The organism is Paratractidigestivibacter sp., from assembly GCF_963660155.1.
In the GTDB taxonomy this organism is placed as follows: Bacteria; Actinomycetota; Coriobacteriia; order Coriobacteriales; family Atopobiaceae; genus Paratractidigestivibacter.
In genome coordinates this window covers 58,347-76,225 of record NZ_CAVKWG010000028.1, presented here as the reverse complement: position 1 = coordinate 76,225, position 17,879 = coordinate 58,347, and the positions used below count along the sequence as shown (strand labels likewise).

At 65.0% G+C, this 17,879-nt stretch carries 12 protein-coding genes and 3 tRNA genes; all 15 read left to right on the top strand.

The window, feature by feature from the left end:
- Positions 1-761: transposase (locus U5709_RS10665; RefSeq protein WP_415913449.1), on the top strand; the 761-nt coding region annotated here is incomplete at its 5' end.
- A 265-nt stretch (positions 762-1,026) separates the two neighbouring features.
- Positions 1,027-4,026, top strand: a complete 3,000-nt coding sequence (locus tag U5709_RS05070; RefSeq protein ID WP_321972927.1) for an AfsR/SARP family transcriptional regulator — start codon at positions 1,027-1,029, stop codon at positions 4,024-4,026.
- Between the two features lie 138 nt (positions 4,027-4,164).
- Positions 4,165-7,047, top strand: a complete 2,883-nt coding sequence (gene secA, locus U5709_RS05065; RefSeq protein ID WP_321971733.1) for a preprotein translocase subunit SecA — start codon at positions 4,165-4,167, stop codon at positions 7,045-7,047.
- Positions 7,048-7,053: 6 nt separating this feature from the next.
- Complete coding sequence (gene prfB, locus U5709_RS05060; RefSeq protein WP_321971732.1) at positions 7,054-8,169, top strand: peptide chain release factor 2; 1,116 nt, start codon at positions 7,054-7,056, stop codon at positions 8,167-8,169.
- A gap of 6 nt (positions 8,170-8,175) precedes the next feature.
- The gene (locus U5709_RS05055; protein ID WP_321971731.1) at positions 8,176-9,048 is read left to right on the top strand and encodes a YitT family protein; all 873 of its coding nucleotides are present in this window, start codon (positions 8,176-8,178) and stop codon (positions 9,046-9,048) included.
- A 165-nt stretch (positions 9,049-9,213) separates the two neighbouring features.
- Positions 9,214-11,814: an ATP-dependent Clp protease ATP-binding subunit gene (locus U5709_RS05050; RefSeq protein ID WP_321972926.1), complete on the top strand. Its 2,601-nt coding sequence runs from the start codon at positions 9,214-9,216 to the stop codon at positions 11,812-11,814.
- Between the two features lie 147 nt (positions 11,815-11,961).
- Positions 11,962-13,041, top strand: a complete 1,080-nt coding sequence (disA, locus tag U5709_RS05045; RefSeq protein WP_321971729.1) for a DNA integrity scanning diadenylate cyclase DisA — start codon at positions 11,962-11,964, stop codon at positions 13,039-13,041.
- Complete coding sequence (ispD, locus tag U5709_RS05040; RefSeq protein WP_321971728.1) at positions 13,038-13,841, top strand: 2-C-methyl-D-erythritol 4-phosphate cytidylyltransferase; 804 nt, start codon at positions 13,038-13,040, stop codon at positions 13,839-13,841. Before disA ends, ispD begins: the two co-directional genes overlap by 4 nt.
- Entirely contained in the window at positions 13,841-14,320 is a 480-nt protein-coding gene (gene ispF, locus U5709_RS05035; RefSeq protein ID WP_321971727.1) for a 2-C-methyl-D-erythritol 2,4-cyclodiphosphate synthase, read from the top strand. Before ispD ends, ispF begins: the two co-directional genes overlap by 1 nt.
- Positions 14,321-14,380: 60 nt before the next feature.
- The gene (gene cysS, locus U5709_RS05030) at positions 14,381-15,856 is read left to right on the top strand and encodes a cysteine--tRNA ligase (RefSeq protein ID WP_321971726.1); all 1,476 of its coding nucleotides are present in this window, start codon (positions 14,381-14,383) and stop codon (positions 15,854-15,856) included.
- 3 nt (positions 15,857-15,859) lie between these two features.
- The gene (rlmB, locus tag U5709_RS05025; RefSeq protein ID WP_321971725.1) at positions 15,860-16,798 is read left to right on the top strand and encodes a 23S rRNA (guanosine(2251)-2'-O)-methyltransferase RlmB; all 939 of its coding nucleotides are present in this window, start codon (positions 15,860-15,862) and stop codon (positions 16,796-16,798) included.
- Between the two features lie 2 nt (positions 16,799-16,800).
- On the top strand, positions 16,801-17,340 hold the full coding sequence (locus U5709_RS05020; RefSeq protein WP_321972925.1) for an NYN domain-containing protein: 540 nt from the start codon (positions 16,801-16,803) through the stop codon (positions 17,338-17,340).
- A gap of 37 nt (positions 17,341-17,377) precedes the next feature.
- Positions 17,378-17,452 (top strand) — tRNA-Thr (locus tag U5709_RS05015).
- A 264-nt stretch (positions 17,453-17,716) separates the two neighbouring features.
- Positions 17,717-17,800 (top strand) — tRNA-Tyr (locus U5709_RS05010).
- A gap of 1 nt (position 17,801) precedes the next feature.
- Positions 17,802-17,877, top strand: a tRNA-Thr gene (locus tag U5709_RS05005).
- The last annotated feature ends 2 nt before the right edge of the window (positions 17,878-17,879 follow it).

Here is a 17,879-nt window from a genome sequence, read left to right as displayed (position 1 = left end):
CCCCGGAACCGATCCGGAGCAAATACTCGGGACTCGGCGGCAAAAAGCCCATGAGCGCGCTGAAGCGCAAGGGGCCCGCCGCGGGCGACGCCGCCGCCGACGCGCCCATGCTGTCGCCGTCCACGCTCGCCGCGGCACGGCCCGAAGCCGAGACCAGGGCCGGGGGGCTCGAATCCCATATAGAGCGCGTAGTCCGGGAAAAGGCGCCCGCCATGCCCGAGATTGACGGGCGCGGGCACCTGAGCGCCGTCGAACCCGGCTTGGCCGCGGGCGACGACCCCGAGCGGGCGCGCCCCGAGGCCTCGTTCGCGATGCTTTGCGGCGCGAGCCCCGTGGAGGCGTCCGGCGGCAAGACGGTCGGGCATAGGCTAAACAGGGGCGGCGACCGTCGGGCGAACCGAGCGCCGCGCAGCATCGCGATCGGCGGGATGCGCGGCGACGAGAGGGCCCCGGGGCACGTCGCCGGGCGGGTCCCCGAGGGCAAGGGCAGGCGGGGGGCGATGCGGCGCTTGAAGGGGCGCGTGGCGAGGGAGGTGTACCGGGGCCTGATGCCGCCGGCCGCGACAAGGCGCGCCGCCGGCGCCGGGCTTGCGGCCAGGAGGAGGCGCGCCGGCCTGCTGCGGCGCGATATCGCCGACGGGCCGGGGATCCGGGCGGAAACCGTAAGCAGCATAGAGACCGAGAGGGCAAAGTATCTGAAGACGAGGGGCGATTACGAGGCCCTTCTGGACGAATTGGAGAAAGGCGTAGTTCAAGATTGACAACCATAGGAGCGTCATTTCCGACATGGTCGGGGCTCACAAAACAACCTTGAATAGAACTGAAATTATTCGGTGAGTGGTTTTAGCAAATTGCTAAATGTACCCCCGGCTTTACAAATGTGAAGCCCATCTGAGCGCGGGTTTTGTCGAATCTTACCGAATTCTTACAGAATTCTTTCTACGAGATATAAACCATTCACCCTCTTTTGATGCTAGACCTGTATGTCTCGGTGCTAATTTCTCTCCTATACGTCACTGGGCCGTTTTGTGCGCGCGGCGGATTCAACCTGAGGAGAGCGTCATGGATCAGCGGATTTATATGCATAAGGACACTTCCTATAAGCCGGCGGCTTTGTTTGATTCCGACGCGACCGATGGCTTGAGGTCGATGATTCTGCTCGACCTGGTTCGCAAGCATCGTCTTGTGGTCGTTTGCTGCGAGCCCGGGTATTGCACGGCGGCTACGCTGCGCTCGGTGGGGATCCAGGCTGAGCGAATGGGCTACCGCTATCACAGCCGCGATTTCAGCGATTCGGTACCCATGACCGCCTGCGACTCACTGATCCGCCTTGCTCGCGACGTCTGCTCAAAGACAATCAATGAGGAGGACCTTGCAGTCGTGAGCATCAACCTGCTGCCGCCCTGCGACGAGGTCGAGGTCGAGCGGCTCTCTAAGGCGATTGAGCGGCTTATTAAGACAAACTGCCTCGTTATCGTCACGATGCTTCCCGAGGCACGCCAGATTATCGAAGAGCTGCCGTCGGCTTTGCTTTTAACGGCGGACGATTTGTGCGACGTCTCGTCTATTGCCCGCGATGGGTCGGGCTTCGTTAAGAGTGGTGAGGGCCTGACGCGGGGCATCCCGGTGCTTGCCCACTCGCTCGCTTCGTACAAAGGAGACTTCAGCCCCGCCTCGCTGCCACTTTCGTACTGGGACGGGCTTGGCAAGCTGCTTGAATCGGGGCTTCGGAACACGCTGTGCGAGGATGAGCTGAGGCTGCGCCTTGCGATCGCGCTTCTGGGGCAAGGGACGTTCGCCGAGCTTGAAGCTGTGCTTGGAGACGGTGCGCAGGAATTTTTGTACGATCTCTCGCTTTGGGCGCCGTTTTACGGTGTTAGTACGGATACCTGCTCGTTCTCGTGTTTGACCATGCATTCTCACCAATGGCTCAATAGCGAGCTGCCTGCGTTCTCGGTTCTGATCGCGGGCCAGCAGCCATTGCTGAGGGAGTGTTTGTCAGCTCTCGGGGTTCATGGCGAGATGGACCGCATGGCTGCGCTGCTTCGTTTTGCTTCCGAGATGACGGCCGCGGAGATCGTGCTCGAGTGGGCGCCGGAGCTTGTGGACGCTGGCCACATGCGCCTCGTTGCCAGCGTCATCACCCCGCTGAAGCAGGCAAAATCTGCTGACGACGAGCGCGTTCAGCTGATTGACCGCATGGTTTTGGCGCTTGGTTCCGAGCGCGTGGGCGCGGATTTTGGGTGCGGCTCAATCGCGTGCTTCTATCCGATGGCGGACGAGAAGACATCGCTTTGCCTGGGGCTCATCGGCTTGCGCGAGTGCCTAAGGTCCACAAAGAACCAAAGCATGGTGATCGGGGCCGGGTGCTCATTGCTCAAGACGCGCCTTGAGGTGCATGGCGAGGCAATGAATGCTCTGGTGGCGGGCCGCTTTGGGAGGGCACTCGAGCTGCTTGCCCCCGTGTTCTCGGCTGAGGCGCCGACGACCGTGACCGACTGCCTTCTGCAGGTCGACTTTGCGGTGGCGCAGATCTTTGCCTGTGGGGTGTCTTGGGACGACAGGTCGCAGCTCGACAAGTGCCGTCAGTACCTTTCGTCGCGCGGCTACTACGGGTTGCTAGGGTATGTGTGGGCCTTGGAGCTGGTGATTGAGGCCTTGTGCTCCTCGCCGTCCGGCACAGCCGCCTTGGTGCGCTCGAAGGCGGCGAAATCAGGGGACTTGCTGGTAAAGGCGCTGTCGCATGTGTCCGAGGTCTTTGGGCTCCTAAGAAGGAGGCCGAGTGCGTACGTGCTGGCGGCCGCCGGCGCGTCAAGAAGCGCCTGCAGAGACGTGTCGTGGCCATACGCGGCGCGCGTGGGCGACGTGTTGAACCAAGTGGCGCACTTTCAGATGGGGGAGAGCGCGGGGCTCTATGCGCTCGGCGAGAACGACGGGGTCGGCTCCATCTCGGAGGTCGTGGGCGAGCTTACCCACGACATGAAGAGCGGCGCGGTGCCCCTGGACGCCAGGGTGAGGCCGGTCCCCGTCGATGACCTGTGGCTCGTTGTCGCCCTTTGCGACGGGATGGGGGAGTTCTCGAGGGCGCTTGAGGACCAGGTGCCGGTCGAGTGGCGCCGTGCCCTTGACGTGGCGAGAAAGAACAGCTTGAACCCCGTAAAACTTATGGGCGGCCCGGACGGCACGGGTCGCGAGCTGCGAGGTTTCGCTCCGGGCGGGCGCGGAATCAGACTGACGCTGTTCGGCGAGTTTGGGCTGGCCATCGACGGCAAGAAAGTCTCCGATTGGTACCTGGGTGTCCGCGACGCGAAGCCGTTACTGGAGTTCTTGGCGTTGCAGCCGGGGCATATGGCGAGCCGGGAGCGTATAGCGCTACAGCTCTGGCCCGAGGTTAGCGACGAGAGAAAAGCGCGCCAAAAGGTGTACTCAGCAACCTCTGCGGCAAGAAAAGCGCTGCTTAAGCATGGGTTTACCGGGGACCTTTTCTCATCGAACAAGGCGACGAAGTCGGTCGGCCTCACAAACGATGCCGTGACCTGTGACGTCGACGAGTTCATTTGTCACGCCAACGCGGCTATTGAGGGCAACGGCGATGCGCGCATCTGCGACTCGGCGCTCAAGGCAGAGGGCCTGTATGCAGGGGACCTCTGCATCTTGTCCGAGGACCAGTCCGGCTATCTCGCAACCCGCAGGGAGCAGCTCAAGCAGCTGTACGCCGACGCGATGATCGCGGGCGGCGAGGCCGCTTTAAGGCTGGACAAGAAGCGCTTGGCGGCAAGGTTCGCCAATGACGCCCTGTATATTGACGATTTGCGGGAGGACGCGATGACGCTGCTCGTCCGCGCCTTGCGCCGCAGCGGAAGGTCGGACGAGGCGGTCCGCCGGTACCGGCGATTCGCGCGCAGGCTCGAAACGAAGACGGGACGCGTGCCCTCCGCGCAGCTTCAGGCGTCGCTCATCGAGCCTCTGGGGACGATCCTACGGTCTCAGGACACGCCGAGCGCGGCTCTGGGCGGAGCAAGTTAGCCCTTGAGCGAGTGTTTGTTTTGCTAAGAGGGATGATGTGGCGGAAAAGCCTTGCGACTGTTAGTAAAGTGAAAAGCCTGGATAATTAGCGGGATTCTCGAATTGGCGAGAAGGCGCTTGCAATCATAGGAGTTCAACATGCCGAAGTTCCTCTCCAAGCTGCTCTCGATGGGAGCAGATAAGGATCTCAAGGAGTATCGCAAGATCACCAATAAGGTCAACGACCTCGAATCTCGCTTCCATAAGATGAGCGACGACGAGCTCGCTGGCCAGACGGCCATCTTCCGCGAGCGCTACGCGAACGGGGAGAGCCTCGACGATCTGCTTCCCGAGGCGTTCGCCACGGTCCGCGAGGCCTCGGTGCGCGTCACCGGCCTGCGTCACTTCGACGTGCAGATCATCGGCGGCATCGCCCTTCACCGCGGCACCATCGCCGAGATGAAGACCGGCGAAGGCAAGACGCTCGTCTCCACGCTCGCCGGCTACCTCAACGCCATCCCGGGCGAGGGCGTCCACATCGTCACCGTCAACGACTACCTGGCCAAGCGCGACTCCGAGTCCATGGGCCGCATCTACAAGTTCCTTGGTATGAGCGTCGGCCTTATTCAGAACGGTATGAAGCTCAACATGAAGAAGCCGGCCTACGACGCCGACGTCACCTACGGCACGAACTCCGAGTTCGGCTTCGACTACCTGCGCGACAACATGGTCACCCGCGCCAACATGCGCGTTCAGCGCGGCCACCACTTCGCCATCGTCGACGAGGCCGACTCCATCTTGATCGACGAGGCCAGGACGCCGCTCATCATCTCCGGCGCCGGCACCAAGTCCGCCACCACCTACAAGGACTTCGCCCGCGCGGTCCGCGGCCTCACCGCCGACGTGGACTTCGAGATGGACGAGGCTAAGCACACCATCATGACCACCGACGAGGGCCTGCAGAAGATCGAGGCCGCCCTGGGCATCGAGGACATCTACGCTGACGTGTCGGGCCAGCTCGTCAACCACCTGCAGCAGGCGCTCAAGGCCCAGTACATGTTCCACCGCGACCAGCAGTACGTCGTGGTCGACGGCGAGGTCAAGATCGTCGACGAGTTCACCGGCCGCATCATGGAGGGCAGGCGCTACTCCGAGGGCCTGCACCAGGCCATCGAGGCCAAGGAAGGCGCCATCGTTCGCGAGGAGAACCAGACGCTCGCCACCATTACCCTGCAGAACTATTTCCTCATGTACGACAAGCTCTCCGGCATGACGGGCACCGCCATGACCGAGGATGCCGAGTTCCGCGAGGTTTACCACATCCCCGTACAGGTCATCCCTCCCAACAAGCCGATTATCCGCAAGGACAACGACGACCTGGTGTACCGCACCATCGACGCCAAGTTCGAGGCCGTCGCCGCCGACGTGGCCGAGCGCCACGCCAACGGACAGCCCTGCCTCGTGGGCACCGTCTCCATCGAGAACTCTGAGAAGCTCTCCCGCATCCTGAAGAAGCGCGGCATCGAGCACAATGTGCTCAACGCAAAGTTCCACGAGCGCGAGGCTCAGATCGTGGCCCAGGCAGGTCGCGAGGGCACCGTCACCATCGCCACCAACATGGCCGGCCGTGGTACCGATATCCTGCTGGGCGGCAACCCCGAGGAGCTCGCCCGCGAGGAGGTCCGTCGCCAGGGCTTCAAGCTCGACGCCAACGTGATGGAGCAGGTGCTCCAATCCAACGACCCCACCAAGATCACCCCCGAGAGCCTCTCCAAGATTCTTGGCGAGAAGTTCGAGCCCGAGTCGATCGAGGAGGTCAAGGAGGCCTACATCGCCGCCCTCGAGCGCGCCCGCGAGCGCTGCGCCGAGGAGAAACAGCACGTCATCGATGCCGGCGGCCTGTGCGTCATCGGCACCGAGCGCCACGAGTCCCGCCGTATCGACAACCAGCTCCGCGGCCGTTCTGGCCGTCAGGGCGACCCCGGCGAGACCCAGTTCTACCTCTCGCTCGAGGATGACCTCATGCGCCTGTTCGGCGGCGACAAGATGGACCGCATCAGCGCCATGATGAAGAAGGCCGAGATGCCCGACGACATGCCCATCCAGGCGAAGATGGTCACCAAGGCCGTCGAGGGCGCCCAGCGCAAGGTCGAGGAAGTCAACTTCGCCATGCGTAAGAACGTCCTCGACTACGACAACGTCATGAACAAGCAGCGCCAGGTCATCTACGAGGAGCGCAACAAAATCCTCGACGGCAAGGACCTGAACGAGCACATCGACGAGGTCACCTTCGACACCGTCCAGCGTGTCGTGGCCGACTACTGCCCCGAGGGCAAGGCGCACGAGGATTGGGACGTCGAGGGTCTCCAGAAGTGGCTTGAGGAGCTCACTGGCTCCAAGGAGGCGCCTAAGATCGGCGATGACGACGAGCAGGGCGATGTGGCCGATGCTGTCGACGCGTTCGTTGACAAGGCTTTCGCCGACAAGTCCGAGCGCATCGGCGCCGAGATCATGCAGACCCTCTCCGCCCAGGTCATGCTGCGCGTTATCGACACGCGTTGGATGTCCTACCTCCAGGAGATGGACTACCTCAAGACCGGCATCGGCCTGCGTGGCTTCGGCCAGCGCGACCCGCTGGTGGAGTACAAGGGCGAGGCCTACGCCGCCTTCACCGAGCTGGTCAACACCATGTACGAGGACTATCTGCGCACCATCCTGCGCATCGACGTCGTGGCCAAGCCCGTTCGCAACGCTGCCCCTGCGGTGTCCGCCGACGAGCCCGAGGAGCTGCGCGGCGCCACTTTCTCCGGCCCGTCCGAGGCTGATGCCGACAAGGGCGTCGGCGCTTCTCTTGGCACGGGCCAGGCCGGCCGCGTGGTTGCCAACGCCGTGCCCGAGAACCGCAGCGCGAGCCCAATGCCCACCGCGTCGACCTACCGCAAGGTTGACGACCCCGACCCGTACGTGAACGTGGGCCGCAACGACCCGTGCCCCTGCGGCAGCGGCAAAAAGTTCAAGAACTGCCACGGCGCGAACCGGTAAAACTGAATGGCCGATATCTCTCAGGAGACAATCGATGGTCTGCGCGCGCGTCTCGCCGAGGTGGAGGGATATCTCCACATCGATGAGCGCCGCGTTGACGTAAAGCGCCTCGAGGAGCAGAGCGCCGACCCGTCGCTGTGGAGCGACGCCGACGTCGCGCGCGAGGTCATGGCCCAGCTTTCTGCCGCCAAATCCGACGTCGCCGCTATTGACGCGGCTACAGCTAAGCTCGACGACGCGGCCGCGGCGCTCGAGCTCGGCCAGGAAATGGGTGACGAGGACCTTCTTGCCGAGGCCGCCGCCACCGTCGCCGCGCTCGAGGACGACCTCGCGGAGCTCGAGCTTTCCAGCTGGTTCACCGACGACCTCGACCACGGCGACGCCATCGTTACCGTGACGCCCGGCCAGGGCGGCCTTGAGGCCCAGGACTGGTGCGAGATGCTTTTTCGCATGTACCTGCGCTACTGCGACCGCCGCGGCTGGACGGTCGACGTCAACGATTGCCCCGCGGGGGAGGTCATCGGCATCGATCGCGCGACCTTTACCGTGCACGGCAAGAACGCCTACGGCATGCTGCGCGCCGAGGGCGGCGTTCACCGTCTGGTGCGCATCTCGCCGACCGACGCGCAGAAGCGCCGTCAGACCACCTTCGCCGGCGTCGAGGTGCTACCGGTCCTGCCCGATGACGTCGAGGTCGAGATCGACCCTAAGGACCTACGCATTGACGTGTACCACGCCACGGGTCACGGTGGCCAGGGGGTGAACACCACCGACTCCGCCGTCCGCATCACGCACCTGCCCACAGGCACGGTTGTGACCTGCCAAAACGAGCGAAGTCAGCTCCAGAATAAGGCCTTTGCCATGAAAATCCTCCGCAGCCGCCTGTACGAGCAGGAGCTCGAGCGCCGTGCCGCGGAGCTGGATGAGCTGCGCGGGCCCAAGCGCGCAATCGGCTTCGGCAATCAGATTCGCAGCTACGTCCTTTACCCGTATCAGCTGGTCAAGGACCTGCGCACGGGCGTCGAGACGGGCAACGTCGAGTCCGTGCTCGACGACGGTGACCTCGATAAGTTCGTTGTGGGCTATCACCGCTGGGTTACCGGTGGCGAGGATGAGCAGTAGGCCGGCATGAACGCGGATCTCTGGCGCATCCGACTGCGCGACCTTGTCCTCATCATTTGCGGCTCAGCGATTTTTGCCGTTGGTGTCGACTGCTTTGAGGTGCCGAACGGCCTCGCGGCCGGCGGCGTCACGGGTCTCGCCACGGTGTTATATGCCCTCGCCAAGGCGGCGGGCGTTTATCTGCCCGTTGGTATACAAACCATCGTGATGAACGCGCTGTTGCTCCTGCTCGTGATAAAGACAGGTAACCGCGGATACATTATAAGAACCATTATCGGCATTGTGTCCTGCGGTTTATTTACGGACCTGTTTGCGCCTTATATGCCTACGCTCGTAAATGGCGACCTTTTGCTCTGTGCGCTGTGGGGCGGCGTAGTCACGGGCCTCGGCCTCGGCATGGTATTTCGCACCGGAGGCAATACCGGCGGCACCGACATCTTGGCCCAGGTCGCCGCAAAGAAGCTCGGTGTTCCCGTAGGCACCGCGATGATCGTCGCCGACGGCATCATCATCGCCGTCTCGGCCCCGGTCTTCTCCATCGAGAACGCGCTTTACGCGACCGTTGCTATGTACATCTGCGGCAAGGTGATCGATGCCGTGATCGACGGCCCGCGCTCCGAGCGCGCCGCCTACATCATCTCGACCGAGCACGCGCGCATTGCCAACGCCATCATGTACGACCTGAACCGCGGCTGCACCGAGCTGCGGGCTCGCGGCGTCTGGAGCGGAAACGACCGCCCGGTGCTCTTCTGCGTGCTCGGCCGAAACCAGGTCCCGCTGCTCAAGGAGGTCGTGGCCGAGGCCGACCCGGAGGCCATAGTTTTTATTTCCGAGGTCCACGAGGCGTTCGGCGAGGGCTTCGGCAACATTGCGGGCTAGGCCGGCTGCTGCCAAGAAGTCTGTCCCCAAACCGCTGCGGAAAGGGGACTGTCCCCAAACCGCTGGTCGCACGCTGGCGGGGCGTTGCCGTCGCGTGTCGCCGGTTTGCCATCCGTTGCCAGCGGGTACACACTTAAGGTTGCCCCTATCGAGAGGAACCACCTCATGTTCGAGAAGTTTACCGACAAGGCCCGCAGGGTCATGAGCCTGTCGCAGGAAGAAGCCCGCGCGCTCGGCCAGATGTACGTGGGTACCGAGCACATGCTGCTCGGCCTCCTAAAAGAGAAGGAGGGCACTGCTTACGAGGCGCTCGCCAAGCTCGACGTCACCTACGACGAGACGCTCGCCACTATCCGCGGGCTCACGACGGAGGAGGCCGAGCCCGTTCCCGGCGGCCACATTCCGTTTACCCCGCGCGCCAAGCGTGTGCTCGAGAGCGCTTATCGCGAGACCATGACCCATGGCCAGACCTTCATTGCCACCGAGCACCTGCTGCTCGGCATCGTGTCGGAGGGCAACGGGCGGGCCATGGACGCGCTGCGCGCCATGGGGCTCTCGGCCGATGCGGTGCGCAACGCCGTCAACGAGCTCATCGAGAAGGACGGCGACAAGCCCAAGCAGAAGAACCAGGGCGGCATGGGCCAGGTATTTATCGGCATGGGCGGCCCCGCGAGCAGCTCGTCTGCCTCCGACGACGATTCCATGCTCGAGAAGTACGGCCGCAACCTGACTAAGCTCGCCGCCGACGGCAAGCTCGACCCCGTCATCGGCCGCGACGCCGAGATCGAGCGTGTCATGCAGGTTCTTGCCCGCCGCCAGAAGAACAACCCGCTGGTGCTTGGCGACCCCGGCGTCGGCAAGACCGCCATCGTCGAGGGCCTGGCGCAGCTCATCGCCTCGGGCAACGTGCCCGATATCCTGCGCGGCAAGCAAATCTGGACGCTCGACATGGCCTCCCTCGTCGCCGGCTCGAAGTACCGCGGCGAGTTCGAGGAGCGCATGAAGAAGGTCGTGCGCGAGCTCGAGGAGTCCCAGACCGACATCCTCTTCATCGACGAGATTCACACCGTCATCGGCGCGGGCTCGGCCGAGGGCTCCATCGACGCTGCGGCCATCCTCAAGCCGCCCCTGTCGCGCGGCGAGATCCAGGTTATCGGCGCCACCACCGCCGAGGAGTACCGCAAGCACATCGAGAAGGACTCCGCCTTCGAGCGCCGCTTTCAGCCGGTGAACATCGGCGAGCCGTCGCCCGAGGACACGCTGCGCATCATCGAGGGGCTCAAGAGCCGCTACGAGCAGCACCACCACGTCCACTACACCGACGCCGCCATCGAGGCGGCCGTGACCCTTTCGAGCCGCTACGTGCAGGACCGCTTCCTGCCCGACAAGGCTATCGACGTGCTGGACGAGGCCGGTGCGCGCACCCGCGTGCACCGCATGGTCCTGCCGCCTGAGATCGCCGACGTGGACGCCGAGCTCGCCCGCACCCGCGACGAGAAGGCCCGGGCCGCAGACGCCCAGGAGTTCGAGGCCGCCGCGCGCCTGCGCGACGAGGAGAAGGCGCTTGTCGCCCGCCGCGACGAGCTTGAGGCGGCGTGGCGCCAAGGCCTCGAGGAGAACGACGTCGAGGTCAACGAGGCCGACATTGCCGACGTGGTCTCCAGCATCACCGGCGTGCCCGTCTCCAACCTCACCGAGGCCGAGGCCTCCAAGCTCCTGCGTTGCGAAGACGCGCTTCACCAGCGCGTCGTTGGCCAGCAAGAGGCTGTCACCAAGGTCGCGAAGGCCATTCGCCGCTCCCGTAGCCCCCTCAAGGACCCGCGCCGTCCCGGCGGCTCGTTCATCTTCCTGGGTCCCTCGGGCGTGGGCAAGACCGAGCTCGCCAAGTCGCTCGCCGAGTTCCTCTTCGGCAGCGAGGACGCGCTCATCAGCTTCGACATGTCCGAGTTCATGGAGAAGCACGCCGTCTCCAAGCTGGTCGGCGCCCCTCCGGGATACGTCGGCTACGACGAGGGCGGCGAGCTCACCAAGGCCGTCCGCCGCAGGCCCTACTCCGTCATTCTCTTCGACGAGATCGAGAAGGCCCACCCCGACGTTTTCAACGTGATGCTCCAGATCCTCGACGAGGGCCGACTCACCGACGGCCAGGGCCGCCACGTCGACTTCTCCAACACGGTGATTATCATGACGTCCAACATCGGCGCACGCGACATCGCGCAGACGTCGACCATGGGCTTCTCGGCGCTGGGCAACAACGGCCTCTCCGACAAGGAGATTACGAGCCGCGTCATGAGCGAGCTCAAGAAGCTCTTCCGCCCCGAGTTCCTCAACCGCGTGGACGAGATTGTCGTCTTCAAATCCCTGAACAACGAGCAGCTCCGCGGCATCGTCGACCTCATGGTGGCCGAGCTCCGCGAGCGCCTCATCGCGCAGGGCATGTCCATCGAGCTCACCGACGCCGCGCGCGACCTGGTGGCCAGGGAGGGGGCCGACCCCATCTACGGCGCCCGCCCGTTGCGCCGCGCCATCCAGACGCTCGTCGAGGACCCGCTCTCCGAGGAACTCCTGCAGGGCAGCTGGACCGCCGGCGATATCGTCAAGGTGCGCGCCAAGGAGGGCAAGCTCGTCTTCGACAAGGAGGCCGGACCCATCCCCGCGCCCCGTAGGCGAGAGAGCATGGCCCGCCCGAACTTCAACCTCCCGTCGACGCCCGCGCCGCGCGGCTCGGCCGCGTCCGGAAGCGGCCTCGCCTCGTCGGGAGCTTAGCATCGCGTGCGAGGCGTCCAACGCCTCACCGGGCGACCGGGCGCCTCGGGGCATATACTTGCCCTGAGGCGCCTCTTTACAACGCCGCCCAGATAGACCGCGCAGCCGCCGGCGCCGAAGCCGGCCGCCCTTCGAAGGAGGGACCTAATGGATAACGCTCTGTTCGAGCTCAACTATGACGACCGCCAGGCCAAATTGGAGGACGCCATTCGCAAGACGGCCCCCGGGACCGCGCTACGCCACGCCCTCGACATGATCATCGCGGGCCACATGGGCGCCCTTATCTGCCTCGGTGACACCGAAAACGTCCTGGCCGCCGGCGACGACGGCTTTAAACTGGACGTTTCCTTTACCGCGAACCGCCTCTTCGAGCTCTGCAAGATGGACGGCGCCGTGGTCATGGACAAGGACCTCACCAAGATCCTTCGAGCGAACTATCACCTGAACCCCGACCCATCGCTGCCGACGACCGAGACGGGCACGCGCCACCGCACCGCCGCCCGCATGAGCCTGCTCACCCGCGCGACCGTCATCTCGGTCTCGGAGCGCCGACAGGTCATTAATGTCTATGTGGGCGGATCCGGCTTCGAGCTCAAGCCGGTCTCGAGCCTCATGGTATCGGTCAACCAGCTCACCACGGCCATGCAGAACACCCGCAGCCAGCTCGACCGCAGCCTGCTGCGCCTGACGAGCCTCGAGCTCGACAACTATGTCACGCTCGGCGACGTCACGAACGTCTTCTACCTTTTCGAGACCCTCATGACCGCCGACAACGAGCTCTCCGACTGTATCTTGCAGCTCGGGCGAGAGGGCCGCACCGTCGCGATGCAGCGCGGCGAGCTTCTGGGCAACATGGACGAGACCTACACGCTGCTCATCCGCGACTACGCGAGCGACTCCTCCGAGGACGCCGCCCGCGCCATCCGCTCGCGCCTGCACGAGGCCGACAATGCCAAGCTCCGCTCCGCAAAATACGTCGCCAAGCTGCTCGGATACACCGACGAGCGCGGCGAGGACTCCATCATGACGCCGCTTGGCCTGCGCACGCTCTCCCGCGTATCGGTTGTGCGCGAGGGCATGGCCGACAAGCTGGTCGACGAGTACGGCTCGCTGCAGGAGGTCCTTGAGGCCGTCGACGACGACCCCGCGCGCCTCGGCGAGATCGGCGTCAAGAACCCCGGCGTGCTGGCCAACAGCCTCCACCGCATGTGGGGCAAGAGCGAATGAGCGGCTCGTCTACGTGCGCCTGCGCCGAGGCTCGCCGTGTGGGCGGGGCCGCGTCCGGCGCGGATACCTGCGCGGTCATCCTCGCCGGCGGCACAGGCGAGCGCTTCGGCGACCCGCGCGGCAAGCAGTTCGTGGAGCTCTGCGGCCTGCCCCTCATGAGCTGGTCCGTCATGGCGTTCGACCACGCGACGAGCATCTCGTCGCTCGTCATCGTCTGCGCGCCCGACAAGGTCGCGCTCATCGAGAAGGACGTGCTCGCCAACCTCACGCTGGCAAAGCCCGTGGCGTTCGCCCCCTCGGGCGCCACGCGCCAGGACTCGGTTTTCTCGGGCCTCTCGGCGGTGCCGGACGACGCTCGGCTCATCGCCGTGCACGACTCGGCGCGCCCGCTCATCGAGGTCGAGGCCATCGAGCGCTGCTGCGCCGCGGTCCGCGCCGACGCGACGCTGGCGGGCGCCATCTGCGCGAACCGTTCCGTCGACACGCTCAAGCTGGTCGAGGGCAACCAGATCCTCGCCACGCCGAACCGCTCGTTCTACTGGGCGGCTCAGACCCCGCAGATTTTCCGCGCCAAGCAGCTCGTCGCGGCGTACAAGGCCGCGTTCTGGGACGGCTTCGCAGGCACCGACGACTCGTCGCTCGTGGAGCGCCACGGCGGCCGCGTCATCTGCGTCGAGTGCTCGCGAGACAACATCAAAGTTACCCTGCCCGAAGACCTTGCTGTGGCGGCCGCCACGCTTGAGCAGCGCCTTGTTGATGAGGGATGCGGCAGAATGCTATCCGGAAAGGAAGAATTCTGATGCTAAGGATCGGCCACGGGTTCGATGTGCACGCCTTCGCGGACGGCCGTCGATGTATCCTCGGCGGGGTCGACGTGCCTGCCGATCGCGGCCTTCTGGGCCATTCGGACGCGGACGTTTTGGTCCACGCCCTTATGGACGCGCTTCTGGGCGCGCTTCGCGAGGGCGACATCGGCAAGCTCTTCCCGGACACCGACCCCGCCTACGAGGGCGCCGACTCCATCGAGCTTCTGCGCCATGTGGCAAAGCTCGTGCGCGAGCGCGGCTATGCCATCGTGGACTGCGACTGCACCGTGGCTGCCCAGGCGCCCAAGCTCGCGCCCTATCGCGAGCAGATGCGCGCCAACATGGCCGAGGCCATGGGCGTGCCCGTCGATTGCGTGGGCGTCAAGGCCACGACCACCGAGAAGCTCGGCTTCGTCGGCCGCAAGGAGGGCATCGCGGCCTGGGCCGTGGCCCTTCTCCAGAAGAACGACTAGACTGCCATAGGCACAACGCGCGCCGAAACACGGCGCCTGGATAGAAACGAGGAGCGCAGCATGCTCGTCTACAACAGCCAGACCCACCGCAAGGAGGAGCTTGTCCCCATCGAGGAGGGCAAGATCCGCATGTACGTCTGCGGGCCTACGGTTTACGACCAGATCCACATCGGCAATGCGCGCACGTTCCTCTCGTTCGACGTCATCCGCCGCTACCTCATGTTCAAGGGCTACCAGGTCACCTTTGCCCAGAACCTCACCGACGTGGACGACAAGATCATCAACCGCGCAAACGAGCAGGGCCGCACCGCCGCCGACGTGGCCGAGGAGTGCTCGCAGGCCTTCATCGAGCAGATGCACCGCTTCGGCATCATGGACCCCGATATCCGCCCGCGCGCAACGCGCGAGATCGAGGCCATGCAGGAGATGATCCAGATCCTCATAGATAAGGGCTTCGCGTACCCGGTGCCCTCCGGCGACGTGTACTTCTCCGTGCGCTCCGACCACAGCTACGGCATCCTTTCCGGCCGCGACCTCGACCAGCTGCGCGCCGGCGAGCGCGTGGAGGTCAACGACGAGAAGCGCGACCCGTTCGACTTCGCGCTCTGGAAGGCCGCCAAGCCCGGCGAGCCCAGCTGGCCTTCTCCCTGGGGCGAGGGCCGTCCCGGTTGGCACACCGAGTGCTGCGCCATGATTCACCGCTATCTGGGCACGCCCATCGACATCCACGGCGGCGGCGCCGACCTCATCTTCCCGCACCACGAGAACGAGACCGCCCAGGCCATGTGCGCCTGGGACAAGGCCCTGGCCAACACCTGGATGCACGCCGGCATGCTGCGCGTCAACGGCGACAAGATGTCAAAGTCGCTCGGCAACTTCTTCACCCTGAAGGAGGTCCTGGACAAGTACCCCGCAGACGCCGTGCGCCTGCTCATGCTGCAGACCCAGTACCGCGCGCCGCTCGACTTCTCGTTCGAGCGCCTGGACGGTACCGTGGGCACTCTCGAGCGCCTGCAGGCCTGCGTGCGCAACCTGCGCTGGGCCGCGGGGCAAAAGCCCACGTCGGGCGAGCTCGAGGGAGCGGACCGCGAGTTCGGCCGCGTCGTCGACGCCGCGCGCGAGGAGTTCTGCGCCCAGATGGACGACGACTTCAACACCGCGGGCGGCCTTGCCGCAATCTTCTCGCTGGTCACGTCCGCGAACACCTATCTGGATGCCGCCGGCGAGCACTACGCCTGCGCCGTGTGCCTGCGCGCGGCCGATACCCTCTGCGAGCTCTGCAACGTGCTCGGCGTCGACCTCTCGGCGAGCGCTGCCGATGAGCTGCCCCACGAGCTCGTTGACCTCGCGCGCGAGAACGCCGGCTACGAGGGCGATTCGGCCGACGAGGCCGCCGAGGCGCTTCTTGCCGCCCGCCAGGAGGCCCGCGCCGCCAAGGACTGGGGCCGCGCCGACGCCATCCGCGACGGCATCACGGCGCTCGGCCTCGTCGTCGAGGACACCGCCGCCGGTGCCCGCCTGCACAAGAAGGCGTAAGCGATGGCCAAGGGTCCCAACCAGCAAAGAAACGCAGGGTCGCGGGGCGGCGGCAAGCCGTCCGGCGGCCGTGGCAAGGGCGGCCGCGCACAAGCCGGGCGTGTACAAGCCGGCCGCTCCCAACGGCGCGGCGACAAGCAAGACGCCCGCGGCGGCTCTCAGTCCCGTTCTCGCAAGGCGGCCGGCGGCGCCGGCGCGGCGCGCTCAGACCTTATCGAGGGCCGTCGCGCGGCCGAGGAGGCTCTTTTCTCCGGCATGCCGCTCAAAAGCGCCCTTGTGGCTGCCGGCGCGGGCCAGACCGACCCGGCGCTCGATCGCATCGTCGCCAAACTCGAGGAGCGCGGCGTCGCCATCGAGTACGTGCCGCGCACCCGCTTGGACCAGTTGTCGAGCCATGGCACCCACCAGGGCATCATCGTGCGCGCGAAGCCCTTCGAGTACGCGAGCGTGGGCGACGTCATCAACAACGCGGGCACAGGCGATGCGCTCGTCATCGTGCTCGACCACGTGACGGACGAGGGTAACTTTGGCGCCATCGTGCGCACGGCCGAGTGCGTGGGCGCGGCGGGCGTCGTCATTGCCAACGCGCGCGCAGCCAAGGTCGGCGTGGGCGCGTACAAGACCTCCACGGGCGCCGTTCTTCACGTGCCCATCGCCCAAGTGCCCAACCTCGCCTCCGCCCTCGACCGCCTTAAGGAAGCGGGTTTTTGGGTCTGCGCGTCTACCGAGCACGCAAAGGACGACGTCTGGGGCGCGCCCATGGGCGGCCGCCTCGCGCTCGTTATGGGCTCTGAGGGCTCGGGTATCTCTCGCCTCGTCCTCGAGAAGTGCGATTTCGCGGCCAAGCTGCCCCAGCGCGGCCGCATCGAGTCCTTGAATGTCGCCCAGGCCACGACCGTCATGGCCTACGAGTGGCTGCGCCGCGTGAGCCAGGGGGCCTAGGCGTGGCGGCTGCAAAGAAGCGCCTCGACCTGCTCGTGGTCGACGGCTACAACGTCATCTTCAAGTCCGAGCGCTACATGGCGCGCATGGACCGCTCAGGCGTCTCAGACCCCTTCGAGCAGGCCCGCGAGCTTCTCATATCCGACGTGGCGGCCTACGCGAAGGGCCGCTTCGAGCCCATCGTGGTCTTCGACGCGGCAAACAACGTCTCGCCGGAGCGCCCCTACACCAGCAAGGGCGGCGTGCGCACTATCTTCTCAAAGACGGGGGAGAGCGCTGACACCGTCATCGAGCGCCTCGTCACCGAGGAGCGCCTGGCCCCGCGCGCCGTTACCGTCGTCACCTCTGACTCGGTGATACGCGCCACCGTAGGCGGAATTCCGGTCACCAAGATCTCGAGCGACGCGCTCGTCCTCGATGTCAACAGCCTGGCCGTCGAGTACGCGCGTGAGAACGCGAGCCGCCAGCGCCAGCGCATGACGCTGGAGGACCGCCTGTCGCCCGAGCAGCGAGAAAAACTCTGGCGCCTCATGGGCCGCTAATGCTCTTTCGCAGATGGGCTATACTGGTCAAGCACCTGCCAGCATGGCGCAACGGTAGCGCACCGGCCTTGTAAACCGGCGGTTGTGGGTTCGATTCCCACTGCTGGCTCCAGAACCTTCCTTTAGGCCCCGAAGAAACGACTTCGGGGCCCGTTTTATGTCATGGGGCCGTGCAGAAAAAGGACTGTCCCTTTGTCCGCACGGCCCCAAACCGCAGGCCGCCCTATTCACATGTGTTGCTACCTGCTAATGTGCAGAAATTGAGGATAGGATACGCCCGGCTACGGGGTATACGTTGACAAGTTTTTCGTCGAGCCGTACTATCTTTTCTCGCTTGCAGGGGAGTTTGTTCCCGGCGAGTTCTTGATAACGGAATGGGGATGTGGCACAGCGGCAACTGCGGCGGACTGTAAATCCGCTCCCTCTGGGTTCCTAGGTTCGAGTCCTAGCATCCCCACCATGCCCGTGTAGCTCAGTCGGTAGAGCACTTCGTTGGTAACGAAGAGGTCACCGGTTCGAATCCGGTCGCGGGCTCCATT

Bases quoted from the DNA above. Each gene is read 5' to 3' on its own strand.
- secA (WP_321971733.1), top strand. From the start codon at position 4,165: ATGCCGAAGTTCCTCTCCAAGCTGCTCTCGATGGGAGCAGATAAGGAT.
- prfB (WP_321971732.1), top strand. From the start codon at position 7,054: ATGGCCGATATCTCTCAGGAGACAATCGATGGTCTGCGCGCGCGTCTC.
- U5709_RS05055 (WP_321971731.1), top strand. From the start codon at position 8,176: ATGAACGCGGATCTCTGGCGCATCCGACTGCGCGACCTTGTCCTCATC.
- U5709_RS05050 (WP_321972926.1), top strand. From the start codon at position 9,214: ATGTTCGAGAAGTTTACCGACAAGGCCCGCAGGGTCATGAGCCTGTCG.
- disA (WP_321971729.1), top strand. From the start codon at position 11,962: ATGGATAACGCTCTGTTCGAGCTCAACTATGACGACCGCCAGGCCAAA.
- ispD (WP_321971728.1), top strand. From the start codon at position 13,038: ATGAGCGGCTCGTCTACGTGCGCCTGCGCCGAGGCTCGCCGTGTGGGC.
- ispF (WP_321971727.1), top strand. From the start codon at position 13,841: ATGCTAAGGATCGGCCACGGGTTCGATGTGCACGCCTTCGCGGACGGC.
- cysS (WP_321971726.1), top strand. From the start codon at position 14,381: ATGCTCGTCTACAACAGCCAGACCCACCGCAAGGAGGAGCTTGTCCCC.
- rlmB (WP_321971725.1), top strand. From the start codon at position 15,860: ATGGCCAAGGGTCCCAACCAGCAAAGAAACGCAGGGTCGCGGGGCGGC.